The organism is Stenotrophomonas sp. KH_036_B (assembly GCF_057839485.1).
Map to the genome: position 1 here is coordinate 4,146,262 of NZ_CM174491.1, position 25,445 is coordinate 4,171,706.

At 67.8% G+C, this 25,445-nt stretch carries 17 protein-coding genes and 1 tRNA gene; 10 read left to right on the top strand and 8 right to left on the bottom strand.

Translation table 11 applies throughout. From position 1 onward, the window contains the following. Positions 1 to 54: 54 nt before the first annotated feature. The 3 genes from AC3ITN_RS18365 to AC3ITN_RS18375 form a co-directional block, all read right to left on the bottom strand. Positions 55 to 1,803, bottom strand: a complete 1,749-nt coding sequence (locus AC3ITN_RS18365; RefSeq protein WP_489391441.1) for a peptidoglycan-binding protein — start codon at positions 1,801 to 1,803, stop codon at positions 55 to 57. 123 nt (positions 1,804 to 1,926) lie between these two features. Continuing rightward, positions 1,927 to 2,487, bottom strand: coding sequence for a hypothetical protein (locus AC3ITN_RS18370; protein ID WP_489391442.1), 561 nt, complete (start codon positions 2,485 to 2,487; stop codon positions 1,927 to 1,929). A 10-nt stretch (positions 2,488 to 2,497) separates the two neighbouring features. Then, entirely contained in the window at positions 2,498 to 3,010 is a 513-nt protein-coding gene (locus AC3ITN_RS18375; RefSeq protein WP_489391443.1) for a hypothetical protein, read from the bottom strand. A 402-nt stretch (positions 3,011 to 3,412) separates the two neighbouring features. On the opposite strand from AC3ITN_RS18375, the gene AC3ITN_RS18380 reads away from it, so the two are divergent. Further along, on the top strand, positions 3,413 to 4,735 hold the full coding sequence (locus AC3ITN_RS18380) for a peptidase MATCAP family protein (protein ID WP_489391444.1): 1,323 nt from the start codon (positions 3,413 to 3,415) through the stop codon (positions 4,733 to 4,735). 48 nt (positions 4,736 to 4,783) lie between these two features. On the opposite strand, the gene AC3ITN_RS18385 is transcribed toward AC3ITN_RS18380, so the two are convergent. Beyond that, on the bottom strand, positions 4,784 to 4,921 hold the full coding sequence (locus AC3ITN_RS18385) for a hypothetical protein (protein WP_489391445.1): 138 nt from the start codon (positions 4,919 to 4,921) through the stop codon (positions 4,784 to 4,786). A 433-nt stretch (positions 4,922 to 5,354) separates the two neighbouring features. Here AC3ITN_RS18385 and AC3ITN_RS18390 point away from each other — a divergent pair, with 433 nt between their 5' ends. The 3 genes from AC3ITN_RS18390 (at position 5,355) to AC3ITN_RS18400 (ending at position 10,545) form a co-directional block, all read left to right on the top strand. Continuing rightward, the gene (locus tag AC3ITN_RS18390; RefSeq protein ID WP_489391446.1) at positions 5,355 to 5,939 is read left to right on the top strand and encodes a restriction endonuclease subunit S; all 585 of its coding nucleotides are present in this window, start codon (positions 5,355 to 5,357) and stop codon (positions 5,937 to 5,939) included. An 11-nt stretch (positions 5,940 to 5,950) separates the two neighbouring features. Then, positions 5,951 to 7,474: an N-6 DNA methylase gene (locus AC3ITN_RS18395; protein WP_489391447.1), complete on the top strand. Its 1,524-nt coding sequence runs from the start codon at positions 5,951 to 5,953 to the stop codon at positions 7,472 to 7,474. 224 nt (positions 7,475 to 7,698) lie between these two features. Beyond that, a complete protein-coding gene (locus AC3ITN_RS18400) occupies positions 7,699 to 10,545 on the top strand; it encodes a type I restriction endonuclease (RefSeq protein ID WP_489391448.1) in 2,847 nt (948 codons plus the stop codon). A gap of 24 nt (positions 10,546 to 10,569) precedes the next feature. Here the strand turns inward: AC3ITN_RS18400 and ubiA are convergent, their stop codons facing one another. After that, the gene (gene ubiA / locus AC3ITN_RS18405) at positions 10,570 to 11,472 is read right to left on the bottom strand and encodes a 4-hydroxybenzoate octaprenyltransferase (RefSeq protein ID WP_489391449.1); all 903 of its coding nucleotides are present in this window, start codon (positions 11,470 to 11,472) and stop codon (positions 10,570 to 10,572) included. A gap of 162 nt (positions 11,473 to 11,634) precedes the next feature. Between ubiA and AC3ITN_RS18410 the strand changes: the two genes are divergently transcribed. After that, a tRNA-Arg gene (locus AC3ITN_RS18410) sits at positions 11,635 to 11,711 on the top strand. Between the two features lie 110 nt (positions 11,712 to 11,821). Here the strand turns inward: AC3ITN_RS18410 and AC3ITN_RS18415 are convergent. From AC3ITN_RS18415 to AC3ITN_RS18425, 3 genes are all read right to left on the bottom strand, one after another. Continuing rightward, the gene (locus tag AC3ITN_RS18415; protein ID WP_489391450.1) at positions 11,822 to 13,177 is read right to left on the bottom strand and encodes a Gfo/Idh/MocA family protein; all 1,356 of its coding nucleotides are present in this window, start codon (positions 13,175 to 13,177) and stop codon (positions 11,822 to 11,824) included. 53 nt (positions 13,178 to 13,230) lie between these two features. After that, positions 13,231 to 16,221 (bottom strand): TonB-dependent receptor domain-containing protein, encoded by a 2,991-nt coding sequence (locus AC3ITN_RS18420; protein ID WP_489391451.1) that lies wholly within the window; start codon positions 16,219 to 16,221, stop codon positions 13,231 to 13,233. Positions 16,222 to 16,360: 139 nt separating this feature from the next. Beyond that, complete coding sequence (locus AC3ITN_RS18425) at positions 16,361 to 19,717, bottom strand: TIM-barrel domain-containing protein (protein WP_489391452.1); 3,357 nt, start codon at positions 19,715 to 19,717, stop codon at positions 16,361 to 16,363. Between the two features lie 322 nt (positions 19,718 to 20,039). Here AC3ITN_RS18425 and AC3ITN_RS18430 point away from each other — a divergent pair, with 322 nt between their 5' ends. Genes AC3ITN_RS18430 through nagA form a run of 5 tightly spaced genes read left to right on the top strand, consistent with a single transcriptional unit; the run spans position 20,040 to position 25,425 of the window. Beyond that, positions 20,040 to 21,197, top strand: a complete 1,158-nt coding sequence (locus AC3ITN_RS18430; RefSeq protein ID WP_313345508.1) for an SIS domain-containing protein — start codon at positions 20,040 to 20,042, stop codon at positions 21,195 to 21,197. Further along, on the top strand, positions 21,190 to 22,137 hold the full coding sequence (locus AC3ITN_RS18435) for an ROK family protein (protein ID WP_489391453.1): 948 nt from the start codon (positions 21,190 to 21,192) through the stop codon (positions 22,135 to 22,137). The genes AC3ITN_RS18430 and AC3ITN_RS18435 overlap by 8 nt, the downstream gene beginning before the upstream one ends. 37 nt (positions 22,138 to 22,174) lie before the next feature. After that, positions 22,175 to 23,503 (top strand): D-tagatose-bisphosphate aldolase, class II, non-catalytic subunit, encoded by a 1,329-nt coding sequence (locus AC3ITN_RS18440; RefSeq protein WP_489391454.1) that lies wholly within the window; start codon positions 22,175 to 22,177, stop codon positions 23,501 to 23,503. A gap of 33 nt (positions 23,504 to 23,536) precedes the next feature. Next, positions 23,537 to 24,313 (top strand): DeoR family transcriptional regulator, encoded by a 777-nt coding sequence (locus AC3ITN_RS18445; protein ID WP_313345517.1) that lies wholly within the window; start codon positions 23,537 to 23,539, stop codon positions 24,311 to 24,313. After that, on the top strand, positions 24,310 to 25,425 hold the full coding sequence (nagA, locus tag AC3ITN_RS18450) for an N-acetylglucosamine-6-phosphate deacetylase (RefSeq protein WP_489391455.1): 1,116 nt from the start codon (positions 24,310 to 24,312) through the stop codon (positions 25,423 to 25,425). Before AC3ITN_RS18445 ends, nagA begins: the two co-directional genes overlap by 4 nt. Positions 25,426 to 25,445: the final 20 nt, after the last annotated feature.

Here is a 25,445-nt window from a genome sequence, read left to right on the forward strand (position 1 = left end):
CCAGCCAGGTTGCCCTGGCTGGCCTCATCACCACACGTGCAGCGGGTCAGGGCCTCAGCGGCCCATCGCGACCTTCTGGTGCTCTTCCTGCACCTGGGTCTGCTGCTGGTTGTTGTTGCTGCCCAGCAGCTGCGCGCTGGTGTGCTCGACCGACGGTGCCTGGCTCAGGTCCACCGCGGCGCGGTAACCCGGGGTGGTGCCCATCACGAAGGCCTTGCCGTCCTGTACGGTCACGCTCTGGAGCTTCTCCGGCGAATCGATGCCGGCCTGCTTGGCCTGCAGCGTGACGTTGGCCGCCGCTTCGTTGGAGATCACGCTCGGCAGCTGGCCACGGATGGCGTTGTGCAGCGGCGTGTCCGGGTGGCCCTTGTCGCCAAGCTGCGGCCCGGTGGCAGTGCGGGTGTCGGCACCGTGCGACTGCGCGGCCGCCAGCTTGCCCAAGGTGTCGCGGCCAACCACGCCGTCTTCCTTCAGGCCCTGCTGCTTCTGGAAGGCCAGCACCGCTTCGCGGGTGTTGTCACCGAACTTGCCATCTTCGGCAAGCGGCTTGCCCTCGGCGTCGCGGACGCCCAGGCGGTTCAACTCGCCCTGCAGCTTGCCCACCTCGTCGCTGCGGTCGCCCTTGCGCAGGGTGCCGGCCGGTGCATGGTCATGGTCGTGCGCATGGCCATGCTTGCCCGCTTCCTGCTGGACGCCTTTGTTCCAGTAGGTCTCCGGGTTGATCAGCTTCCCGGACGGATCCTTCATCTGGTAGTGCACGTGCTGGGCGTACTGGTTCGCGCCCTGCGGGCCGCGACCGCCCATGGTGCCGATCGCATCGCCCGGCTCCACGTGCTGGCCCACCTTCACCTTGGTGTCCTGCATGTGCAGGATCTGGTGCGAGATGCCGTCGGCATCCTGGATCATCACGGTGCCGTACTTGCCGCCCACCGAGGTCACGGTGCCGGCGATGGGCGCGTGCACGGTCGGGTGCTGCAGGTTGCGGCCGGTCTGGCCACCCACGTAGTTGAAGTCGCTGCCGCCATGGGCCTTCTCGCCACGGTGCTCACCGAAGTGGCCGGTGACGTGCGGCTTGACGCCGTTCTGCGGCGGCAGCATCACCTGCATGGTGTGGTCGTACGAGCGGGCCTGGCCGGCGTGCGCCTGTGCGGCGGCGCCAGCAGTGGCCGCGGCAGCCGGCGCGGCCGTCTGCGGCTGGGCCGGTGCATGGGTCTGGCCCGGTGCGTGGCCCTGCGTCTGGCTCAGGCGCTGGTTGACGAACTGTTCGTACTCATCCAGGTGCGGTGCGACCTTGCGATGCGACAGGCCCAGCCCGCCGTAATCCTTGGTCGGGCCGTCGTGGTGATACTTGTAGATGTAGTCTTCGCCCTGCCCACGGTCGCGGGCGAGGTTGCGGTTGTCGACAAAATGCGCCACCAGCGCGTCGGACTGTGCGTCGACGTCGAAACGGTTGGCGTTGTTCAGACCGTAGTGCTTGCCGGTCCTGTCGATGAACTGACCCAGGCCGGAGGCCGAGGTGGTGCCAGCAGCGGCGTCGGGATTGAAACCCGATTCAACGCGGGCGATGGCCAGCACGTGCGCGGTTTCGCGCGGGGTGAGGCCGGCTTCACGCGAGGACTCGATCAGCGAGTCGATGACGCGCGACTGTACTTCGGGGGACGCATCACCCCAGCGGCGGGATTCGCCGTGCAGGGGACGACTCTCGTCGATCGGCTCGCGGTAGTGGCTCCACGATTCGATCTGGCTGCTGCGGTAGGCCGCGCCAGCCGGCTGCACCATCTTGGTGTAAATGTCGTTAGGCATGTCTGTGCTATCCATTCTATGAGAAAGAGGCTTTCCTTAAGGGGTACCGCTCCTTTGAAGCGTATTGACCAACGGTCAATACCTACCACGGTGAAACGCATCGACGTCCGGTCGATACCTGCTTCAGTCTTCGATGTAGTCCACCTCCGGGTGCGTGATGCCGTGCTTGGCGATCAACTGCGAGTACTCGTCATTGTTGGGCGACTGTGCGTCGGCGTCGCCGCGCAGTGGCGGGTTGCTGTGGGTCAGCTGCTTGCCGTCGGCGTCGTACAGGTAGAACCATTCGCAGAACGCGCAGCCGAACGGCAGTTCGCCGTACTGCACCACGAAATACGAAGTGCCCTGCGTGTCCTCTGCGCAGGCCAGGCCAACGGCGGTGTAGTCACTCATCTCCGCCGGGGCATCGATGGCACGGCGCTGGCCGTCCTTCTCGATCTCCAGGCGGGTGCGGGTGGCTTCGCCGTCCTTGGCCGGCAACGCGGTCAGGTGCAACCGTGCACCTGGGCATTCCTTGTGCATGCCTTTCTCTTCTTGCTGTGTGGGTGAAGGGGTAGCAGCCGCGGTAACCGCAGGCACGGCGGCGGGAGCCGGAGCGGCGGCGGTGCCGGCCTCTCCATCCGGTGCACTGCACGCGGCCAGCAACAGGGCCAGGGCCAGGGCGGGTGCGAAACGCAACGTGGACATCACGAGCTCCTCAGATCGACTCGTCGACCATGCGCACCAGCTGCCAACACGGGCGCTGGGCGAAATAGTACGACTGCTGGTTGCTGGTGTCCGGAGTGCGGATCAGCACCTTCATGCTGCCGTCGTTCTCCTTGCTTACCTGCATCTCGCGGCCCATGCCCTTCAGGCCGGAGGGGTTGGGCATGACCGGCCAGGTGACCTCGCTGAGGGGGACCTTCTCGCTGACCAGCGTCGGCTCATCCTGCGCCTCGGTGTCGTAGCGCTCGCTCAGCAGTGGGTCGGCGACCGACGTTTCCTGCAGGGCGATCTCGCGGCCGAAATGCGGCAGGAACGTGTCGAAGTCGGCGTAGGCGCAGGTGCTGGCTGCGTCGGCGGTGGTGGCCGGGGCTGCCGGCGCGGTGGCGGCAGGCGCGGCAACCGGCGCAGCGGCCACGGGTGCGGCGGCATCGATCGGGGCGGTCGGGGCGGCGTCGGGCTTGCACGCGGCCAGCAGAACGCTCAGCGACAGGGCGAGCAGCGTCATGGAACGATGATGGGACAACGGATCCTCCTGATTCGTGTCGTGGCGCGGATCACACTACGCCGGGGCGCGTAGCATAGCGGCGCGCCAACGCCATGGCGTTCACATGCCGGGCACGCACCCGGCCATTCGCGTCATGCGTGATGGCCAGCACGCTGTAGATGGGAACTACATCACATTATAGGGGCGACCCTTTCCTTCTCCCCGACGGTCGATGTCAGGCTTTTGACATCGCGGCATCGTGGTGACTCCGGGATAGTCCGCAACACGTACTGCAGCACACTGAACAGGCGTGGCGGGTGAGCGCGGCCAGTACATTTTCTGGCCCGGAACACGTAGAAGGACCGTTGTCCGGGTAAGCGGCCGGGACCACAGTGCCGGAGTGGCTCTCCCCAAGGTACCGCCATGGAACCGCTGACCTCCCCGCCCAGCCCCGACCCCACCCAGGCGGACCCTGCGCTTGCCCCGCTGCTGGAGGTGGATGCCCGGCTGGCCAAGCTGGGCAGCAGGATCCGCGTGCTGTCCGGGCTGGCGTGGCCCATCGAGCTGGAGACCCGCTTCCTGGACGCCTGGCGCGCCGGCAAACCGCAGATGCCCGCCCCGCCGACCCAACCGGTGGACCACGCCGACACCATCGGCGCGCTGGACAACATCCTGCAGCACGTGGACCGGGGCCATCCGGTGGGCGACTGGCTGTTCCGCACCGCCTGGAGTTACCGCGTGGCCGCCATCATGCTGGCCAACCTGGGTACCCCGCGTTTCACCGAGTGCTCCACCCTGCTGTACGGCCAGCCCGCCACGCAGTACCGCTCGCAGGCCACCACCACCGCGCAGTCGGCGGCGCAGATGCTGGCCATCACCGATCAGCTGATCGGCTCGCAGTACGTGCCCCGCATCCAGTACGACATCCCTGCCCCGGACTTCTCCGTGCTGTTGCGCCAACGGATCGAGCCGTTCTTCACCGATGACCCGGTCAAGGTGGTCCTGGATACGGAGCTGGCCTCCAAGGCCGCCGCTGGCAGCAAGGTCATCCGCCTGCGCGCCGATGCCCTGTTCTCGACCTTGGACCTGGACCAGCTGGTCGAGCACGAGGCCTTCATCCACTCCGCCACGCTGCTCAATGGCAAGCACCAGCCGTGGCTGCGCTGCCTGGGCGCCGGCGCACCGCGGACCACGCGCACGCAGGAAGGGCTGGCGACGTTCTCGGAAATCATCACCGGGGCCATGGACATCAACCGGCTGCGGCGGTTGGCGCTGCGCGTGGTACGGCTGCAGGAAGCGCTGGAAGGCGCGGACTTCATCGAGGTGTTCCGCGCATTCCTGGCGGCCGGGCAATCAGAGGTGGACAGCTACCGCAGCGCGGCCCGCATCTTCCGCGGTGGCGACGTGCGCGGCCGGGTGTGCTTCACCAAGGACGGGGCGTACCTGGAGGGGCTGCTGCTGGTCACCGCCTTCATCAAGCGCGCCCTGCATGAGAATCGCGGCGATACGCTGCGCCTGATGTTCTGCGGGCGGGTAGACCTCGGCGACCTGGTGACGCTCGCACCGTACAGGGAAAGCGGACTCATCGCCGCTCCCCGTTACGTGCCGCCGTGGGCGCAACACCCGGAGCGGGTGTTGGCGACACTTGCGTTCTCTACTGCGGCGCAGGCGATGCGGTTGGATACCTTCGACCTGCAGCGCTTCTCGGCGTATGAAGATGAGTTGATGGCGGCGGCGGAACGATGAAGGCCCCGCCGACGCGGGGCCTTCAATGAGGATCAGTGCCGCCCGCCGTCACTCTTCCTCGTCCTGCCAGCCCTGCTGCTGATTCTGGTTGCGCTGCTGTTCCTGCTGCTGTTGCTGCTGTTCGCGTCCGCGTTCCTGCTGCTCACCACGCTGGTTCTGCGAACTCTGATTGCGCTGCTGGGCCATGTCGGGTCTCCGGATGCCGCGTGCGGAATGCCGCGGTCGGCACAATCGTGTGCAGCGCAGGGTTAAGACCGCGTGGCAATATCCATACGAATTCGTCAATTCCGCCCGGTACGGAATCCGCAACGGCTGCGTTTTCAATGGCCTCCGTGCGATCCCGGCATGCTTATGCCGTGATGTCATTCCCTGATGACGTTCGCCGGCAGCCAGCGCAGTCATCACCCTGAACACGGATGTCTACGCAGGCCGGAGCGACTGCATTCTGCGCACGCGATGAATCCCGATTGATCGACGCTCTGCAGCGATCAATCCCGAGATACGCAACCTTTCAGGAATCCAGTGATCCGTTCCAGTTTCCGGGGACGTTGTGCACCATTCCGAATGGTGCGGAGCGCCCCATTGACGCTCCATCCTGCGCCACGCATGGTTGGAACCCATGAACACCTTGCATCCGATTCTGCGACTGGCCGACGTTGCCAGCGTGCGCCAAGGCCACCCCTTCCGGGGCGCGATCGTCGACGTTGCCGATGGACCGGTGCGGGTGATCCAGCTGAAGAACGTGACCGCCTGCGGCGTGCACGATGCGGACGCACTGCTGCGTACCCGTCTGCGCCCACGCAAGGTGCCGGAGTGGGTGCGGGATGAGGACGTACTGCTCACCGCGCGCGGCAACCAGCCGGTGGCCGCACTGCTGTGTGCACCGCCACCAGACACGGTGTGCAGCCCGCACCTGTACGTGGTCCGGGTCACCGCCCACGACGCGGTGCTGCCCGCCTTCCTGGCCTGGCAGCTCAATCAGTCACCGGCACAGGAACACCTGCGCCGGCAGTCCGCCGGATCGCGCCAGAAGAGCCTGCGCAAGGCGGCGGTGGAGCAACTGCCACTACGGTTGCCGCCACTGGCCCAGCAACGGCGCATCGTCGCCATCGCACGTGCCGCGCAGGTGGAGTGCTGCCGCTTCGAGGCACTCATCGCCGCGCGACGCCAGGAAATCGCGGCCGTCGCCGCACGCCTGCTCTGAAGGAGAACCACATGAGCCGCACTCCCCTGCGCGGCGTGCCTGCCACGCTCGCCGCACTGACCTCCGCACGCGACGCGCTCGAAGGCGCGGGTAACGAAGAGACCGCCACCCACCTGCTGCTCGCCTTGCTGCTGCTGAAGATCGCCAGCGATACGGCCGATCCGGATCCGCTTCCCGTGCACAGTGAACAACCTGGCACGGTGCGCACCGTGCCCAGACTGGAGGCGCCTGGTGAGGCGCGCTTTGAACGCCTGTTCCAGCAGCGCTACTCACCGGGCAATGCGCCGCGGCTCATGGCCGCGCTGCGCCTGCTGGCCCAGGCCAATCCAGCCAGGTTGGGCAACCTGTTCCCGGCCTTGCAGCTGGAAAGCGGACTGCCTGCGGATGCGGAGCAGCGCGATACGGTGCTCAGGCGGTTGTTCGACCGCTTCTCCATTCCCGCGTTGGACTTCCGTGGGCGGCTGAGGACCTACCGGCCCGATATCGGAGACGCCGTTGACCGGGTACTGGAGCGTTCGACCGCGCGTCGGGGGAGCGCAGCCAAGCCGCCTTCGGTTCCGGACGCACTGGCGTGGTTGATGACGGCGCTCACCGATCCTGGCAGGGACGAAGCAGTATGCGATCCCGCCTGCGACGACGGCCGCCTGCTGCTGGCGGCGGCACGCTGGGTCTGCGACGCCCATGGCGGGCACAGCCGGCTCGGTGCGCGCCAACAGCTGCTGTGCGGGCAGGAGCGCGACCCCCGGCGCTGCGCCGTTGCCCGCCTGCGCCTGCTCCTGCATGGATTGGGGAATCCGTACCTCCGTGCCGGTGATCCGCTGGATGAGCCGTTGCTCGAGGCAGGCCGGCTTCGGCGCTTCCACGTCGCCCTCGCGTGCCCGCCGCTGTCGTTGCAGTGGTCGCCCACACGGGGATTCAGTGATCCCTACCTGCGCTTCATGCACGCCATCGTGCCGCGCCAATGGGCGCACGCCGCGCTGATCCAGCACATGCTGGCCACGCTGGACCCGCAGTACGGCCGCATGGCCGTGGTGGTGCCACACGGCGTGCTGTTCCGCGACGGTGCGGAGGCGAGCCTCCGCCAGGCGTGGCTGGATGCGAACCTGGTGGAGACGGTGATCGGGCTGCCCGACCGGCTCTTCGCCGGCACACCCGTGGCCACCGCACTGGTGGTGATGCGCACGGTCCGCCGCGACGCTGCCGTTCTGTTTGTCGACGCGGCGGCGCTTGCCAGACCCGCTGGTCGCGGGCCACGACTGGACGCGGCGGCGGCCGCGCATCTGCACCGCATCTGCGGTGAGCGCGTCAATGTGCCGGGAATGGCGCATCTAGCCAGCGCGGATGAGATTGCGGCATCCGGTGCCAACCTGAGCATTGCGCGTTACGTGCAGCCCGTGCCGGTTTCGTGCGATGTCACCGACCTCGCTGCACTCCGCGCGCGTCGCGTCGCATTGACGGCGGAGCTTGGCGAGATCCAGCAGGCGTTGAATGCCGAGCTGGATGCGCTGACGAGTGAACTCTTCGAGGCAGGGTGATGGCGTGCGGCATGCCGGGTCACGCAGACTTCGATCGTCTACGACTATGTAGATTGATGAAGCCATCGAGCAGATTGTGCGCACTGCATCCGGCCAACGCAGGAATCGGAATGGTGCACACAGCGTGGCGCGCAGGTGATCGAACACACTGCTGCCATGCATATCATTGGCCAGCATCACCGCGCTGACGGCGCAGCGCTTCTCCTGGCCGCGGCGCCAAGTCCATGAGCGCCACGTTCCCGAATGACGGTGTGGTGCGGTCCGTGCGCGGCTGGCTGCAACGCCTGGGATGGAGTCACCTGGCGAGCGATCAGCTGGCCCCGCTGCGCGACCCGCACGACAGCCACCTCCTCATGAAGCGCCTGCTGCCGTGGTTGCGGCGCTATCGGTTCCAGTGGGCCGGTGAACGTGTGCCGCTGGCGCCCGATTCTCTCGCGCTGATTGTCGATCACGTCGAGGCGTGTTGCCACCTGCTGGAGTGGCGCAGCGCCAGCAACGCGGTTCACCGCCTGCTGCAGGAAGGCGTCCCCTCCGAACAGTCGCTGCCCGACGGCACCCTCACCACGGTGATGGTGCAGCTGCTCGACTGGGAGCATGTCGGCCGCAACCACTGGGACGTGGCCGAGGTCGTGCACGGCCTGCCGTTCTGCGGCGCGGCCGACGTCCGCGAACTGGTCGGCTTCGTCAATGGCCTGCCGCTGGTGGTGCTGGCGTGCGTGGAGCGCGACCGGCAGGGTCGCTGGGGCACCACCGCCGACGGTATCGAGCACCTGTGGCGTGGGATGCGCTCCGGCAGTGTCGCTCCGCCTCCCCCGCAGGCACAGCTGCTGTTGAGCCTGGACCGCCGGGGCGGCCGCTATGCCACCGTCGGCACGTCGCGTCATGCGTGGGTGCGGTGGCGTGAGCACGGGTGGAATCCGACCCTGCAGGCGCAGCTGCGCGCCGCAACGGTGCCCTTTGCGGACGGGCCCCTTCACCCGCCCCGCTCGGCCCATGCAGAACTGCTGTTCGGTCTGCTGGCCCCTGCCCGGCTGTTGCAGCTGCTGCGCGGCTTCATGCGCGTCGGCACCGGGGGCGTTCGGCACGTTGCCCGGTCCGCACAGTTCTTCGCCGTGCAGCAGGCACTGCAGGCGCTGCGCACGGTGGATGCCGACGGCCGCCGCAGCGGCGGGCAGCTGTGCCTGGCGGCCGGCTCAGGCCTCCAGCTGACCCGCCATTGGCTGTTGCGCGCCGTAGCCGCCGACCCGTCGCTGCGGGGCCTTCGCGTGCTGCTGCCGGTCACGCGCAGCATGCCTGCGGCGCCGGACCGACGCCGCAGGCGTCGCGACCCGCTGCCGGGCTCCCGCCTGGACGGGTTCCTTGCCGGTGCCGGGCCGGCGTCGCTGGAGCTGACGCTGAGTGCCCTGCGCGGCTGGGCGCGCCGCACCCTCGAACCGCAGCCCAGCGACGATCTGGTGCTGCTGGTGGACGGCGACCTGTGGGAGAGCGACCCGGTCGCGCTGCGTCGCGTGCGGCGCTGCCTGCCCGGCGCCACATGGCTCACACTCGTCGCACAACCTGTCACCGCGCCCGCCGCCGACCTGGACCCAGGTCCGCTGCTGTTCCAGTACCCGCCGCAGCAGGCCGTCGAGGATGGCGTGGCGGCGCCCGTGTGGACCGACCGTTCGATCGCCGTTGGCAACGGACGTCGCGCCGCCGGCGCGCGCGAACCCTGCAGGGCGGCGGCCATCGGCCAGCACTTCCATCGTGTCATCCGCCTGGCCGAACGCGACCTGCGTGCGATGCTGCTGGCAGCGGATGCGCAACAGGCCCAGGACTACCAGCGCGCGTTTGCGGCCGAGGGCAACCTGCGCGTCCAGGTCATCGCGTTTGATCCAAACGGCCTGCCGGAAGATCGCGCCTGCAGTGCTCCCCCGCCCGAGGTGGAGCTGCTCATCACCTATGGCACGCTGCCTGCGGTGCGGGACCCGCGGCTGGCCCTGCTGTATGTCGACCGTGCGTTGACGGGTGCCGAGCGCCTGCGCGCGATCAGCCTGACCACCTCACTGCATCCGGACAAGCAGGCATCCCTGTTGATCGAGCTGCACGATGCGCCTGCGCACGGCACGGGATCGGCACCGGAGGGTCCCCTCTCGGCCTGGCTGCCCCTGCCGGTGGCGGCGGACCCGCACGACCTGTCCGCCCGGTACAAGCGTCTGCGCGCCTTGATGCCGGACGGCATGGGCGACGACTTCCATGCCTGCCGCGACCACCTCGCCCCCAACTGGGCGTTGAACCGGCATGGCGGCGATGTGGACCTGCATCGCCGTCGGCGCGACCTGCTGCACGTCCGGGTCACGGCCTTCGGGCAGCGGCTGCAGGTGGTGACCTCTTCCAACGCCGCCTTCAGAGGAGCGCAGTCGGCAGCACTGGGCACGCAGTACCGCCGAGAGCTGCACCGGTACTCGCTGCTGCGCGACGCGGCGAGCCACGAGGCACGGGAGCTGGGCCGCTATGTGGCCGAAGACGTTCGGGTGCGCCACTGGGCGCGTGAACAGGCACCGCAGCTGCGTGAACTGGCGGCCGACTACCAGGTACTGCGCGCGATCGAACCGCCCGAAGTACCGGCCGCACAGCGCGCGAACCAGCTCTACACGCAGCTGCGACTGCGCCTGGACGATTCAGGTGAGGAGCCACGGTTCGTGGACGAGGGCCGGCGTTCGCTCTGCCAGGTGCTGGCCGACCATGCGGACCCCCACGCACGCCTGCAGGCGCTGACCGTGCTGGAGACAGCACTGCAGCGCTCTCCTCTCGACCCCGGGAATGCGCCACCACGCTCGCGCGGGACCCTGTTGCTGGAAGGCGTGCTCGATGGCGCGTTGGCCCCGCCGCTGTGCGACTCGATGGGCAGCCGCATCGATGCGCTGGTGGCGGCGGCGCGGACCGTGCTGCCCGGCCTGCCGCAGGTGTTCAGGGAAGAGGTCCGCGAAGAGCTGCAGCGCGTGTTTGGCAGTTGCCTGGACGACGCCCAGCTGCAGGCCGTGGTGGACGCGGTGCTCGCCCGCGCGCCTTACTGGCCCGCCACCGACTGAGCACCTCGCCTGCCAGGTGCAGGTTCAGGGCATGGTCGCCCCGGACAGCGCGGCGGCGATGCCCGCGAACAAGGCCGCGCCCACCCAGTTGTTGTGCAGGAACGCCTTGAAGCACGAATCGCGCTCGCGCTTGCGGGCGATCCAGAATTCATAGGCGATGAGCCCGGCGGCGACGGCCACGCCCAGCCAGTAGTAGAGCCCCAGCTCGCCGCGCACGCCCACCAGGGCCATCGTGCCGAGGAACAGCGCATACAGGATGCCCTGGATGACCAGATCCAGATCGCCGAACAGGATCGCAGTGGAGTGCGAGCCCATCTTGAGGTCATCGTCGCGATCGACCATGGCGTACCAGGTGTCGTAGGCGGTGGACCAGAGAATGTTGGCGCCATACAGCAGCCAGCCGATCACCGGCACCTCGCCCTGGATGGCGGCGAACGCCATCGGAATGCCCCAGCCGAAGGCCATGCCCAGGTATACCTGCGGCAGATGGGTGTAGCGCTTCAGATAGGGGTAGCTGGCGGCCAGGAAGATGCCGATGAAGCTCATCCCGATGGTCAGCGCGTTCAGGGTCAGCACCAACGCAAATGCCACCAGCATCAGGCCGGCGAACAGGACCAGCGCCTCACGTCCGGACACGCGCCCACTGGCCAGCGGGCGGTCCTTGGTGCGCTTCACGTGCGGGTCCAGCCAGCGGTCGGCGTAGTCGTTGATCACGCAGCCGGCCGAACGCGTCAGCCAGACGCCGGCCGTGAACACGAACAGGGTCCACAGCGGCGGCAGCCCACCGGACGCCAGCCACAACGCCCACCAGGTCGGCCACAGCAGCAGCAGGGTGCCGATCGGGCGATCGGCGCGCATCAGTTTCCAGTACTGGCCCCATCGCGACGGCGGGGCACCGGCGGGGGCGTCAAAACGTTCATAAGCCATGCGTAAAGGATACCGCCAAGCCCGCCGCCGGGCGTCGCACGGCCCGTTTCACCCCGGGGGGCAGACCTGCGCCGCGTTTACGGATAGAATGCCCGTCCCGCACCGCCTCATGGCGCTGCGATGCCCGCCCCGGCCTGGCCGGCGGCACGGCAGTTGCAACATGCGCTCGTAGCTCAGCCGGATAGAGTAGTGGCTTCCGAAGCCATTGGTCGGGGGTTCGAATCCCTCCGGGCGCACCATCTTTGCATCCCCGTTTGCCAGACATCGCGGAGCCACGCAGGGCGTGGCTCTACCGGGTGGTGTGTGGCGTTCTGGCCAGCCACGCAGGGCGTGGCTGGCCGAAACACGGTCAATACGTCCCGTCGAACGCAAAGATCGGCTTGCGCTGCTTCCACAGCCCGGCGGTGAAATCGGGGAACTCCAGGGTCTGGAAGCGGTTGGCGATGGACTGCTCCGACAACGGGGTGATCGCGCTCCAGGTGATGGCATCGTAGATGTCGATCGGCATCGGCGCCTTGGCCTTGAGCGCTTCGACGAACGCGTGGATCACGAACCAGTCCATGCCGCCATGGCCCGCGCTGGCGGCGGTGTCGGCGTGCTGCTTCCACAGCGGGTGCTCGTACTGGTCCTGGTAGGACTGGAACGGTTCCCATTTGTGCGGCGGGCTGCGGCCTTCGATGTGGATGGACTGGTTCACATCCATCCACAACCCCTTCGTGCCCTGTACGCGGAAGCCCATCGAGTACGGGCGCGGCAGCGAGGTGTCGTGCTGCAGCAGGATGGTCTCGCCGTTCTCGCACGCCAGCGTGGTGGTGACGATGTCGCCGAGCTTGAAGTTCACCTGGGTGTTGGGGTGGGTGGTGCCACCGCTCTTGGCCACGGTGTACTCGTGCAGCCCGCGCGCCTTGCTGGCGAACGCATTGATATGGGTGAAGCGGTTGCCGCGGTTGATGCCGGTGTACATCGCGCACGGGCCGATGCCGTGGCTGGGGTACAGCTCGCCATTGCGGTCCACCGAATGCTGAGTGCGCCAGCGCGCCTCGGACCAGGCCTTGGGGCCGAACTCCACGCCGCTGTCGTACGGCTGCGACGGATCGCCGGAGTTGAACTTCACCCCGCGCAGGTCATGCTGATAACCGGCCTGCAGATGCACCAGTTCGCCGAACAGACCCTTGCGCACCATCTGCAGCGCGGCCATCACGTCGCGGCGGTAGCAAACATTCTCCAGCAGCATGTACGGCGTGCCGGTGGAAAGCTGGGTCTTGAGCACGTCCCAGTGGTCCTGCAGGGTGATGCCGGCCACCACTTCACAGCCGACCGCGACCTTGGCCTGCATGGCGGCAATCGCCATCGGGGCGTGGTACTCCCACGGCGTGGCGATGATCACGCCATCCAGGCCACGCTGCTCAAGCAGGCGCTTCCACGCATTGCGGTCGCCGTCCTGCCCGTAGGCCACTGGCGCCTTCTTGCCGGCCTTGGCCACCATGTCCAGCCCGCGCTTGAGCATGATCGGCTCGATGTCGCACAGCGCGATGACCTCGACATCGTCGCGGCGGACCAGTTCCTTGAGCAGCACCTGGCCTCGCATGCCGGTGCCGATCAGACCCAGCCGCAGGGTGCGCCCGCGCGCCCAGGCGGGGGTTTCCGGCAGCAGGCTGGTGGCGGCCAAGGCCGCACCGGCGGCAATGAATTCCCTACGCTTCATGAAACGTTACCTCCTCAAGAGCCGCGCCGGCTCGCACCGGCGCGGTGAAAGCATCAGAACTTGTAGCCGACCTGCAGACTGTAGCTGCGGCCGAAGATGCTGGCATAGTCACTGGAGTCACCCAGGAAACTGTTCGGGTCGTAGAACGGCAGACGGTTGAACAGGTTCTTGACCGTGAAGCCCAGGCTCCAGTGGTCGTCCGGGCGCCAGCCCACGCTGAGATTGGCGGTCCACCACGACGGTACGCCGTCGCACTGGGCCGGATTGACCGGCAGCGAGCCGGCCGTGCAGGTGTCCGGGTTGTTGTCTTCGGCGTCCACACGGTCCCACGCCCACTTGGTGCCGCCCACGTAGTTGACGAAGAAGCTGGTGGTCACCTGCTTGTACGACCAGTCGGCGTTGAACGTGGCACGCATGCGGGGGTTGCCGTAATAGCCGATGGTGTTGCCGTAGTACCAGCGATCCGTGTCGTCGATATAGGCTTCCTTGCGGCGCGCGATGGTGGCGGCCACGCCGATGTTCAGCGCGCCCCAGTCACCCAGCGGGAAGCGGCCGCGCGCGTCGATGTCGAAGCCGTCCACCAGGGTTCGCCCCTGGTTCTTGTACTGGCCCACCACGGCGGCCACGTTGCCCGCGCTGTAGCCCGGCAGCGTGCCGGGGCAGCTCACGCCGCTGGCCGGGTCGGCGCACATCTGCGCAAGCGCAGCCTCGGCTGCCCGATCGGAGTCGCTGATCGGGTTGCGGGTCATCGACAGGATGTCCTGCTCCTTGCTGTAGTCGGGCGCGGCGATCTCGTTGCGGCGGTAGATGAACCAGTAATCGGCCGAGATCGACATCCAGCTGGCCGGTTCGTACACGAAGCCGAGCGTGGAGATCTTGGCCTTCTCCGGCTTCAGGTCCTGATTGGGCTGGGTCATGCGCGCTACGGTGCGACTGCAGTCGCTGTTGAGCAGCGAGTTGCCCAGGTCCACGTCGCCGGGCCGGCTGGACTGACGCAGCAGGTTGGCGATCGCATTGGTTTCATCGCAGCGGATGTCATCCTCGAAACCGCCGAGCTGGGCGAACACGCCGCCGGTGCCCGCTTCGGCCAGGCTGGGGGCGCGGAAGCCTTCGGAATAGGTACCGCGCAGCAGCAGCTGCGGCAGCACCTGGTACTTCAGGCCGATCTTCGGGGCCAGGTTGGCGCTGAAGTTGGGGTACTTGTCCACGCGCAGGGCGGCATCCAGTTCCAGCTTGTCGCTCAGCGGGGCCACGGCTTCGGCGAAAAGCGCGTAGGTATTGCGCTTGCCGTCGAACCACGAGCCGCCCTGCTGGGTGATCAGGCCGTTGGCGGCGTCTTCGTTGCCCGGCGTATAGAAGGTTTCGCGGGTGGCATTGAAGCCGAAGGCGGCGCGCACATCACCGGCGGGCATGCTGAACAGCGGCCCTTCGATCTTGCCGTCCAACGTATGCAGGCGCGTCCACGACTGGATGTCGAAGGTGGGGTATGCCTCGCGGATCAGCTTGGCGTTGGCGTCACTGATGGCGCCGAACTGGTAGGCCGGATTGTCGGAGATGATCACCCGCCCCGTGCCCGGGTCGATGGTGTAGGGCCCAAACGCGCGCTCGAAGCCTTCCAGGTTCACGTTGACGGTCTGGTAGGTGACCGAGTGGCTTCCGGCGGTGGCGAACGCGGTTTCCCAGTTCCAGTCGTCGCCGAGCGCGCCGCGCAGGCCGGCCAGCACCCGGTAGCTCTGGTCGGTGTTGCGCTGGCCGAAGTGGCCATCGCCTACGTCCTGCATCAGGTAGTTCAGGCCCACCACGCCGCCCATGAGCGCCTTCAGTTCGGGGCTGGCCAGGTTGTAGACGTTGTTCGGTCCCAGATACGGAGTGCGGAACTGGTTGACCACGTTGCCGGTGTTGCGCGAGTACCAGCTGGAGGGATTGCCGGTCGTGGTGTTGTAGGCGGAAGGAGTGCCCCCGTTCGCGGTGAGGTCGATATCGGTGTAGGTGAGTTCAGCGAAGGCTTCGGTGCTGTCGCCAATCAGGAAGTGCGAGCTGATGTACGCCGTGGCGCGCTCGGTCTTTGCACCTGCGTCGACTTCGCGGTTCATCCATTGTTCCCACGCGCAGCTCGTGCCGGCTGCCTGGGTGATGGGAGTGGTGCAGCCGGGCGCCGCTTCCTGGCGGCGCGCGTTGGTGACCGGATCGAACGCGAAGTAGGTGCCCGGGTTGAACTCACCCGGCCGACTGCCGACGCCCTGGCGGAAGTTGGTGATGTAATTGGGGTTGTTGACGTAGAACTGGCTGGGCCGCTTGTCGTAGAAGTCGCTGATCGGAATCGCGTTGCGGCGGTACAGGTTCACCGAGGCGTAGACGTTGTAGCGGTCCTCATCCAGATCGCCGAAGCCGGCGGTGATGCTGCCCTGCTGTTCGCCATAGGAGTCGATGCGCGAGGACCTGTCGGCAGTGACGTTGATCTCCGCGCCCTGGTACGAGCGCTTGGTGATCACGTTGATCACGCCCGCCACTGCGTCGGTGCCGTACACCGCCGAGGCACCGTCGGTCAGCACTTCCATGCGTTCGATGGCGGCGGCCGGAATGGCGTCGATGTTGACGAACTGGGTCTGGAAACCGGCCGGCGCACCGTAGTACGACAAACGACGCCCATTGAGCAGCACCAGCGTGCCCTGCGCACCCAGGCCACGCAGGTTGGCCTGCGAGGCACCGTCGGAGCCGGTGAACAGCGAGCGCGAGTCCTGCTGGCCCGGGCGGGCAGCAGGCAGGTTGTCGAGCACCTGCAGCAGCGTGCGCGCGCCCATGTTCTCGATGTCCTGCTTGCTGATGATCTGCACCGGCGAGGAGGTTTCCACATCGCTGCGGCGGATGTTGGAACCGGTGACCTGCACGCGCGACAGTTCGGTGGCGTTGGCCTTGGGCGTGCCTTCGGCGGCGGTGTCGTCGTTCTGGGCAAACGCGGGACCGGTCACGGCCAGGGCGAGGCCCAGCGCGACGGACAAGGGTGTAGCGGGGATGCGGCGATGGCGATGGCGTTCGGTCAACATCTTTGGCTCCTTGTACATTCCGCAGCGTGGGGCTGCCTTGGGTGGGTTTTTTCGGGCAACAGTCCCCCACACCACGGCCGGCAGGCCGTAGTCGGGAAACGGTGGAGAATCCTTTTCTTGGATGCGCTGATGCGGTGGGTTACGGCGACACGATGCTGGCGGTATCGCCCTCCTGTCCGATCAGTGCGGCGTTGGCCCAGTTGCCGCACACCTGCGCGGGGTGTTCGCCCTGCGCACCGAGCGTGCGCAGGCTCAGGGTGTGCAGGCCGCGGATATCGAGTTCGGGCTTGACCACACCCGGTGCCTTCACCAGGCCGCTGTCATACAGCAGGTGGCCATCGCCCCAGACCTGGAACTGCATGCCACCCGCGCTGCGGCAGGCGTCGTCGATGCCAAGGTCGGCGCGCAGCAGGCGCCACTGGCCGTTGAGCTGCAGGTCGATGCGGCTGGCCGGACCCACGCCCAGTCCACGACGGAACAGCAGGCCGTTCATGCGCATGGGCTGCTCGCCCTGGAAGGCGTGATCGGCCCGTACCTGCATGCTGGCGGCGTTCGGCAACGCAAGTTCGGACAGGTAGCGCTGCTGCGCCGGTCGCTCCGGTACCTGATGTTCGAGGATCTGGAAGGTGGACAGGGTGATCGGACCGACATCGCGCGGCTGCAGTGCATCCACCGCACGTGCGACGTTGCCCTGCGCGGCGGTCACCATGGGATCGCTGCCCGCGGCGCCGTCTCCTTCCGGGTTCTGCACGCTGAGCACGCGGAAGCGCAGCAGGCGGCCGGCGCGTGCCGGGAAGTCGATCTGCTGCGCGCCCTGTTGCAGGGTCAGGCGACCGCGCTTGATCGGCTCGCCCCACTCGCCATTGCTGTCGCCCAGGTAGATCTCGTAGTCACGGACCTGCCCGCTCTTCCAATGCGGATCGTTGCGCGGTGCCAGTACGATGCCGTCGATGAGGCGGCGTTCGCCGAAGCCGATCACCCATTCGTGCGCGCCGGTGCGCACCGCCTGGTTGCGCACGGTGCGGAACCAGGTGGCCGGGTCGTCGTCGAACGCCTTCTCCAGTTCGTAGCCGCGTTCTTCTGCCGGGCGGTTCACCACCAGCAGGCTGTCGGCGGGCAGCGCGCGCCCCAGTACCGGGGCGGCGGGGAACACGTCGTCGGCGGCGACGGCGGCCTGCGCGATGTCAAGCTGGAATGCCAGCGGCTGGCGGATGTCGGTGGGCGCGGTGCGCACATGCACGGTGCCGCGGCGTTCGTTGGCATCGAAGTACCAGCCTTCCGGCGCGGCCTGCCACGCGGCGGCATCGGCCAGCAGCGGCAGCGCGCGGCCATCCAGGCTGACCGCCGCCGGCTTCTGCCGGCTCAGCACGCGCAGCGCATAACGGCGCTGTGCCAGCTGGCCCTGGTACTGCCCGCGCACTCCCTCGATGCGCACCTGCACCGGGCCACTACCCTGTACCGGCGCCTGCACGCTGATCTGCTGCTGGCTGGATTCGCCCTTCTCGTAGCGGCGCGTGCTGCCGTCATCTTCGTACAGCGTGTACTGCGAGCTGCCCTGCGGATACAGATCGAAGGTCACCTCATCGAGCGGCTTCTGGCCGTCGTACAGCATCTCCGGATACATCGGAATGATGGCACCGGCACGCACGAACAGCGGAATCGTGGCCAGATCCACCGCACGGTCCAGCTGGCGCCCGTCGGCACCGGCCTGCAGCACGCGGCCATCCCAGTAATCGAACCAGCGCCCCTGCGGCAGATGGATGTCACGGCGCCAGCCACGGCTCGCGGCCTGGCTGCGGTACACCGGCGCCACCAGCAGGTCGCGGCCGAGCAGGAACTGGTACTTGTAGGTTTCGGTCCACGCGTTGGGGTCCTGCGGGTAGTCCCACATCAGCGCGCGCAGGATCGGCGCGCCGGTGGTCGCGGCCTCGTGCGCCAGCCCGTACATGTACGGGGTCATGCGCATCTTCAACTTGAGGTAGTCGCGGTTGACGCTGCGGTAGGGTTCGTCGAACCACCACGGGTGCTTGCGTGCGCTGCCCGACCAGCCGGACATGCCCATCAGCACCGGGGTGAAGCTCTTCCACTGCAGGTCGCGGGTGAAGGTTTCCGCGCTGCCGCCGAAGATCGCATCCACGTCGCCACTGGCGTAGGCCATGCCGGACAGGCCCGAGCCGACCAGGGTGGGAATGTGCCAGCGGATGTAATCCCAGCTGCTGCTCTGGTCGCCGGTCCAGGCCACCGCATAACGCTGGATGCCGGCCCAGCCCATCACCGTCCACAGGAACGGGCGCGAGTCGGAATGGTGCAGGATGCCGTTGAAGGCGGACTGGTTGGCATCCATCGCGAACTGGTAGCCCTTGCCCGTCCAGGCCACGTCCAGCTTCTGCACGCGGCTGCCGGCGGTGCCCACTTCCCAGGCGATCTTGTCCACCCCGCTCTCGGTCCACAGCCCGGTTTTGAAGCCGTAGCCGGCCAGGCCCGTCACTGTTTCCGGCAGGGCTTTGTAGCCGCAGCCGTAGCCGTCGTTGGGCAGGATCCAGCCACCGGGCATGTCGTGGTCGCGGTACTGCTTCGCCACGCTGTTCACCACGTCCGGCGTGGTGCCGGTGGGGCCATCGCTCCAGCCTTCGGGCACGCTGCCGGGTTTCTTGATGTTGTCGCCGTCGTTGTAGCAGTCGGCATCACCGTACGAGAACGCCCAGCGCGGCAGCAGCGCGGCGCGCCCGGTCAATGCGGTGTAGCGGTCCAGCAGGGCGGGCAGGCCGGCGCCGACGAAGTAATAGGCGTCGAAGCGGTCTTCGCGGTGCAGCAGCGTGGCCTGGTCGGCCTGGCGCAGGTCATAGCTGCCATCGCTCCAGGTGTTGCGCAGCATGCCCCAACCACGCGAGCTGAGCAGCATCGGTGCAGGGTTGGGGCGGTCGCCCTCTTCCCAGCCGCCGGAGTAGGACACCTCCAGCTCGCGCCCCTTGAAGGCGAAGCGTCCGTTCTGCTGGCCACCGCCGACGAACTGCTCATCGGCCGTGCTGCTCAGCACCTGCACGCTCTGCGCGGTATCCAGGTCCAGCGGCTGCAGTTCGCGCCACAGGGTGGTGTCGCCATCGGCGTCGCGGCGATCCAATGCCAGCCGCAGCGGCTGGCGCTGGATGTGCAGCACCAGGGCACCGGTACGGATGCGCAGCTCAGCGGCATCTTCGTCCAGCTGGAAGGGCACTGCGGCGGGGGGTTGCGGCAGCACGATCGGGGCCGCCTTGTCGCCCGCCGGCAGCAGCGCGCCGGCACGCCCCGCCTGCACGCGCAGCAGGTCTTCGCGCAGCAGGTCCACACGCACGGTCATGCCGTTGTCGGTCGCCAGCGTCCATGCGGTTCCGGTGCCGTCGGGCAGCGCGCGGATGGACTGCAGGTTTCCCAGCGGCTCGGCCTGGACCGGCTTGGCCAGCAACAGCGGCGCCAGCAGCGAAAGGCAGAGTACGGTGCGTCGACAGCGGGTAACCACGTTGCCCCCAAAGCCCGCGTTCGGCGGGTGTCCGAAACCATTGCGGCGGACTATGGGGCAGTGTCTCGAAAGATGTCAACAAATTGAAAAGAAAAAAGAATAATAAATCACGTTAAACGAAAGATGATGCAAAGCAACACTTTCTTTCTGCACGCTGAACACGCCAAAATTCCCTTGCGGTGCGTGAAGATAGGCAAGCTCAATAGCGCAGGGTGCGACATTTCGATTGAAAACCGTGATCGACCAAACTTATTTTAATCTTTCGATAATTGACATTTCGAAAGAAAACATTGAAGGTGCGGTCGCCCAACAGGAATTGCGAATGGACGTCACTCTGCTCCCCGACTTGACCGCCTGGCAGCGCCTTGGCGGCGCGCACACCGCTGAAGAAATCGCACAGCAACCCGCGCTGTGGTCGGCGCTGGCCGATGTGCTGGACGCGGCCCATGCGCGCATCGACGGGTTCCTGGCCGACGCGCTGCGCCAGCCGGGGCAGCGGGTGATCTTCACCGGCGCCGGCAGCTCCGGATTCATTGCCGAGATGGTGGCCGACCAGATCAACGCGCAGTGGCCTGCCGAGGTCCGCGCGCTCCACACCACCAGCCTGCTGACCCATCCCGAGCTGTACCTGCAGCGCGACCGGCCGACCCTGCTGGTGTCGTTCGGCCGCAGCGGCTCCAGCCCGGAGAGCGTGGCGGCCGTAGAGCTTGTGCGCGCGCAGGTGGATGACACGCGCTTCCTGGACATCACCTGCAATGCCGACGGCGCCCTGGCCCAGCGTGGCCACGGCCGCAGCGACACGCTGTCGCTGCTGATGCCGCCCGCGAGCTGTGACCGTGCCTTCGCCATGACCAGCAGCCTGAGCTGCATGCTGCTGGCCGCACTCAGCGTGTTCGACAGCGCGCCGTGGCCGCAGCGCATCGCGCGCCTGCGCGCGCTGGCCGTGGGCGGCGAACAGGCCCTGCGCGAGTGGGATGCGCCGGTGGCGGCGCTGGCGCAGGCCAACGTCGCGCGGGTGATCTACCTGGGCAGTGGCCCGCTGGAAGCGGCGGCCCGCGAAGCCGCGCTGAAAGTGCTGGAGCTCACCGCCGGGCGCGTGCTGGCGCTGGCCAACACGCCGCTGGGTTTCCGCCACGGCCCCAAGTCCACGCTCAATGCCGACACCCTGGTGGTGATGTTGCGCAGTGCGCAGCCGCTGGCCCGGCGCTATGAGCAGGATCTGCTGGACGAGCTTCGCCGCGACGGCATTGCCGGGCGCGTCATTTCGGTCGGCCCGTCCGACCCGGATGCCGCCACGGGCGACTTCGTGCTGGATGCTCCGGCCCTGCCGGATGCGTGGCTGGCACCGCTGTGGCTGGTGATGGCGCAGTGCTACGCGCTGCAGCGTTCGGCCGCACTGCGCCTGACCCCGGACAACCCCTTCCCCGACGGCACGGTCAACCGTGTGGTGCAGGGTGTGACGATTCACGCCCATGGCTGAGCATCGCGTCCCCCTGCAGACCTGGTACGGCATCGACATTGGCGGCACCAAGATTGAACTGGTGGCGTGCGACGCGGCATTGCAGGTGCACCACCGGCAGCGCGTGGCCACGCCTACCGACGACTACCCGGCGTTCGTGCAGGCGATCGGCCTATTGGTGGATGCCGCCGACGCTGCATTGGGAACGCGTGCGCATGCGGTGGGCATCGGCCTGCCGGGCGTACGTGACCGCGAGAGTGGCCGCCAGCTCAGCGCCAACGTGCCCGCGCTGAGCGGGCGCACGGTCGGCCACGACCTGCAGACGCGGCTGCAACGCCCGCTGGCGCTGGGCAACGACCTGCACTGCTTCGCCTTGTCCGAAGCCCACGGCGGGGCCGCCGCCGGCTACCCGAGCATGTTCGGAGTGATTCTGGGCACCGGTGCCGGCGGCGGTTACTGCCTGGACGGCCAGCTGGTGGCCGGCAACAACGGCATCGCCGGCGAGTGGGGGCACTGGAGCCTGCCCGCTACCCTGCAGCTGCGCCATGACCTGCCGCTGCTGGACTGCGGTTGCGGCCTGCGCGGTTGCCTGGAGCGCTATGTCTCCGGCAGCGGCCTGGCGATGATCCACGAACGCCGGGGCGGCCCCGCGCTGGATGCTTCCGCCGTCGTCGCACGGGCAAACGAGGGCGATGCGATCGCGCAGCAGGCGCTGGCGATCCATCGCGACCTGCTGGGCTACAGCTTCGCCGGTGTGATCCTCGCCCTGGACCCGCACGTGATCGTGCTGGGCGGCGGCCTCTCCAAGCTGGAGCAGCTGTACCGCGACCTGCCCGCCGCGATCGCGCCGTATCTGTTCAACGGTGCCCGGGTGCCGCCGATCCTGCCGCCGGCCTTCGGCGATGCCGGCGGCGCACGCGGCGCCGCGCTGCTGGCGCGCCAGCACCACCCCGCGTCCTGACGTCCCTCTTTCCTTTCGCCGTTGCTGGAGCGCTGCCATGTCTGCCGTCCAATCGTTGATCGCCGCCCACCGCCAGGGCCAGCCCGTTGGCCTGTACAGCGTGTGCTGCAGCAACGAACAGGTGCTGCTGGCCGCCATGCAGGTCGCGCGGCGGTATGACACCGTGCTGCTGATCGAAGCCACCTCCAACCAGGTGGACCAGTTCGGCGGCTACACCGGCATGACCCCGCCGCAGTACCGCGACTACGTGCTGGACCTGGCGCGCAGCCGGGACTTCCCGGCAGATCGCCTCATTCTGGGCGGCGACCACCTGGGTCCGAATGCGTGGCAGAAGGGACCGGCGGAGATCGCCATGACCAACGCGCGCGACCTGATCGCCGCGTACGTGGCTGCCGGCTTCCACAAGATTCATCTCGATTGCAGCATGTCCTGCGCCGACGACCCCACCCCGCTGCCGGACGCCACGGTGGCCGCACGCTCGGCCGAGCTGGCGCGCGTTGCCGAACGCACCGCCGCCGAGCACGGGTTGCCTCCGCCGGTGTACGTGATCGGCACCGAAGTGCCGGTGCCGGGCGGTGAGGCGTCGCTGGATGTCGGCCTGGCGGTGACCACGCCGACGGCGGCAGCCACCACGCTCGCGATCCACCGCGAGGCGTTTTCGGCGCCGGACCTGCTGCCGGCCTGGGAACGGGTGATAGCCATGGTGGTACAGCCGGGCGTGGACTTCGACCACAGCAGCGTGCACCACTACGACCCGGCCGCCGCACAGGCGCTGTCGGCCTTCGTGCAGACCCAGCCGCGTATCGTGTTCGAAGCGCACTCCACCGACTACCAGACCGAAGCCGGCCTGCACGCGCTGGTGCGCGACCACTTCGCCATCCTCAAGGTCGGCCCGGCGGCCACGTATGCGTTCCGCGAGGCGGTCTTCGCCTTGGCGATGATCGAGCGCGAGCTCCTGCCCGCCAGTGACTGCTCGCAGATCATCGACGTGCTCGACCGCTGCATGCGCGATAAGCCGGGCAGCTGGCGCAGCTACTACCAGGGCGACGCGCATGCGCTGCGCCTGCTGCGTGCCTACTCGCTGAGCGACCGCAGCCGCTATTACTGGGGCGAGCCGCCGGTGCAGGCGGCGCTGGCCCGGCTGGTGGACAACCTCACCCGCCACACGCCGCCGCTGATGCTGCTCAGCCAGTTCCTGCCCGAACAGCTCAAGGCGGTGGAGGCCGGCGAGCTGCGCGCGGAGCCGCTCGCGCTCATCCAGCACAAGGTGGCCCTGCGCTTGGCCGAATACGCCCGCGCTTGCGCTCGTAACGCTTTTGGCCGGGATAACGAAACTTTTCCCACCACGGAGGTTTCGGAACGGTAAGCTTTGGCTTTCCTTCCGAACGGAATCGCCTCCATGCGAAACACACGGCAGCGCCGCCAACAGATCCTGCAGTTGCTGGTGGAACACGGCAACGCGCAGGTCAGCGACCTGGTGGAACGCTTCGGCGTCTCGGCCGTCACCATCCGGGCCGACCTGACCCACATCGAGTCGCAGGGCCTGGCCACGCGCACCCACGGTGGCGCGACGCTGGTGCGCAAGCCGCCGCTGGAGCAGGACATCCATGAAAAGGACACGCTGAACCTGCCGCTGAAGGACTGCATCGGCGCGCACGCCGCGCGGCTGGTGCGGTCGGGCGACAACATCATCATCGATTCCGGGTCCACCACCATGACCCTGGCGCGTCATCTGCGCGCGCACCGCGACGTCACGGTGATGACCAACGGCTTGAACATTGCCTGGGAACTGGCGAATGCGCCCGGCGTCGAACTGCTGTTGACCGGCGGACTGCTGCGCAAGCAGTCGCTGTCGCTGCAGGGCAGCCAGGCCGAGGCAAGCCTCAACACCTACAGCTTCGACACCCTGTTCCTGGGCGTGGACGGCCTGGACCTGCAGTTCGGGCTGACCACCCATCACGAGGCCGAAGCCAGCCTCAACCACCGCATGGTCGAGCGCGCGCGGCGCGTGGTGGTACTGACCGACGCCTCCAAGTTCGGCCACGTCAGCCTGCACCGCATCGCCCGCCTCGAGCAGGTCCATACCATCATCACCGACGCCAGCATCGACCCCGAATACCTGGAAGGGCTGCAGAAGCTGGGCATCGAAGTGATCATCGCCGAGTCGCCGCCTTGACCCCAACCCCGTTCCTGCATGGCCGCATCCTCACCCCTGGCGGTTGGGTCCGTGGCGATATCACGTTCGACCAGCGCATCGTCTCGATCAGCCGCACACCTGCCGATCCGCACGATGACAATGACGTTCCACTGATCCTGCCGGGCTTCATCGACCTGCATGTGCATGGCGGCGCCGGGGTGGACATCATGCAGGGCGGGGACACCGCCACGACCGTGGCGCGCGCGCATGCGCGGCATGGCACCACGGCGATGCTGGGCACCACCATGACCGCGCACGACGACGACATCGTGCGCGCGCTGCGTGGGCTGTCGCCGGCCATCGCACAGCGCACGCCGGGTACGGCGCGCGTGCTTGGTGTGCACCTGGAAGGCCCCTTCATCAGCGCTGAGCGCCTGGGCGCGCAACCGCCCCTGGTGGTGGAAGCGACGCTGGAGGATGTGCGGCGCCTGCACGCCATCGCCCCCATCAAGGTGCTGACCCTGGCGCCGGAGATCGGCCAGCACCTGGCCCTCATTCCTGCCCTGAGCGCACTCGGCATCCGCGTGCAGCTCGGCCACAGCGCCGGCACCTACGAGGAGGGTGTGGCCGCACTGGAGGCCGGCGCCGCCGGCTTTACCCACCTGTTCAACGGCATGACCGGCGTGGACCACTACCACCCCGGCATCGCCACGGCCGCGCTGGCGCATGCCGAGTACGCCGAACTGATTCCGGACCTGCAGCACGTGCACCCCGGCGCCATCCGCACCGCGCTGCGCGCGATTCCGCGCCTGTACTGCGTGACCGATGCCACGGCCGCCACCGGCATGCCCGACGGCGAGTACGCGCTGGGTTCGCAGCGCGTGCACAAATGCCTGGGCTGCGTGCGCCTGGACAGCGGCTCGCTGGCCGGCAGCGCGCTGACCATGGACCAGGCGCTGCGCAATCTGGTTGCGCTGGGAGTGGCGCTGGATGACGCCTCTGACCGGGTTTCACGCTTCCCTGCCGATTATCTCGGCCTCGAGGATCGAGGCCGCCTGCAACCAGGCGCGTGGGCCGACCTGGTGGTGCTCGACCGCGACCTGCGTGTGCAGCAGGTGGTGGTGGAAGGCGAACGCATCGCACTTGACTGACTGATTCCGCGCCGCACGTG

What these genes read in the sequence shown, in the direction of transcription:
- AC3ITN_RS18365 (WP_489391441.1), bottom strand. Translation starts at nt 1,803, where the DNA reads ATGCCTAACGACATTTACACCAAGATGGTGCAGCCGGCTGGCGCGGCC.
- AC3ITN_RS18370 (WP_489391442.1), bottom strand. Translation starts at nt 2,487, where the DNA reads ATGTCCACGTTGCGTTTCGCACCCGCCCTGGCCCTGGCCCTGTTGCTG.
- AC3ITN_RS18375 (WP_489391443.1), bottom strand. Translation starts at nt 3,010, where the DNA reads ATGACGCTGCTCGCCCTGTCGCTGAGCGTTCTGCTGGCCGCGTGCAAG.
- AC3ITN_RS18380 (WP_489391444.1), top strand. Translation starts at nt 3,413, where the DNA reads ATGGAACCGCTGACCTCCCCGCCCAGCCCCGACCCCACCCAGGCGGAC.
- AC3ITN_RS18385 (WP_489391445.1), bottom strand. Translation starts at nt 4,921, where the DNA reads ATGGCCCAGCAGCGCAATCAGAGTTCGCAGAACCAGCGTGGTGAGCAG.
- AC3ITN_RS18390 (WP_489391446.1), top strand. Translation starts at nt 5,355, where the DNA reads ATGAACACCTTGCATCCGATTCTGCGACTGGCCGACGTTGCCAGCGTG.
- AC3ITN_RS18395 (WP_489391447.1), top strand. Translation starts at nt 5,951, where the DNA reads ATGAGCCGCACTCCCCTGCGCGGCGTGCCTGCCACGCTCGCCGCACTG.
- AC3ITN_RS18400 (WP_489391448.1), top strand. Translation starts at nt 7,699, where the DNA reads ATGAGCGCCACGTTCCCGAATGACGGTGTGGTGCGGTCCGTGCGCGGC.
- ubiA (WP_489391449.1), bottom strand. Translation starts at nt 11,472, where the DNA reads ATGGCTTATGAACGTTTTGACGCCCCCGCCGGTGCCCCGCCGTCGCGA.
- AC3ITN_RS18415 (WP_489391450.1), bottom strand. Translation starts at nt 13,177, where the DNA reads ATGAAGCGTAGGGAATTCATTGCCGCCGGTGCGGCCTTGGCCGCCACC.
- AC3ITN_RS18420 (WP_489391451.1), bottom strand. Translation starts at nt 16,221, where the DNA reads ATGTTGACCGAACGCCATCGCCATCGCCGCATCCCCGCTACACCCTTG.
- AC3ITN_RS18430 (WP_313345508.1), top strand. Translation starts at nt 20,040, where the DNA reads ATGGACGTCACTCTGCTCCCCGACTTGACCGCCTGGCAGCGCCTTGGC.
- AC3ITN_RS18435 (WP_489391453.1), top strand. Translation starts at nt 21,190, where the DNA reads ATGGCTGAGCATCGCGTCCCCCTGCAGACCTGGTACGGCATCGACATT.
- AC3ITN_RS18440 (WP_489391454.1), top strand. Translation starts at nt 22,175, where the DNA reads ATGTCTGCCGTCCAATCGTTGATCGCCGCCCACCGCCAGGGCCAGCCC.
- AC3ITN_RS18445 (WP_313345517.1), top strand. Translation starts at nt 23,537, where the DNA reads ATGCGAAACACACGGCAGCGCCGCCAACAGATCCTGCAGTTGCTGGTG.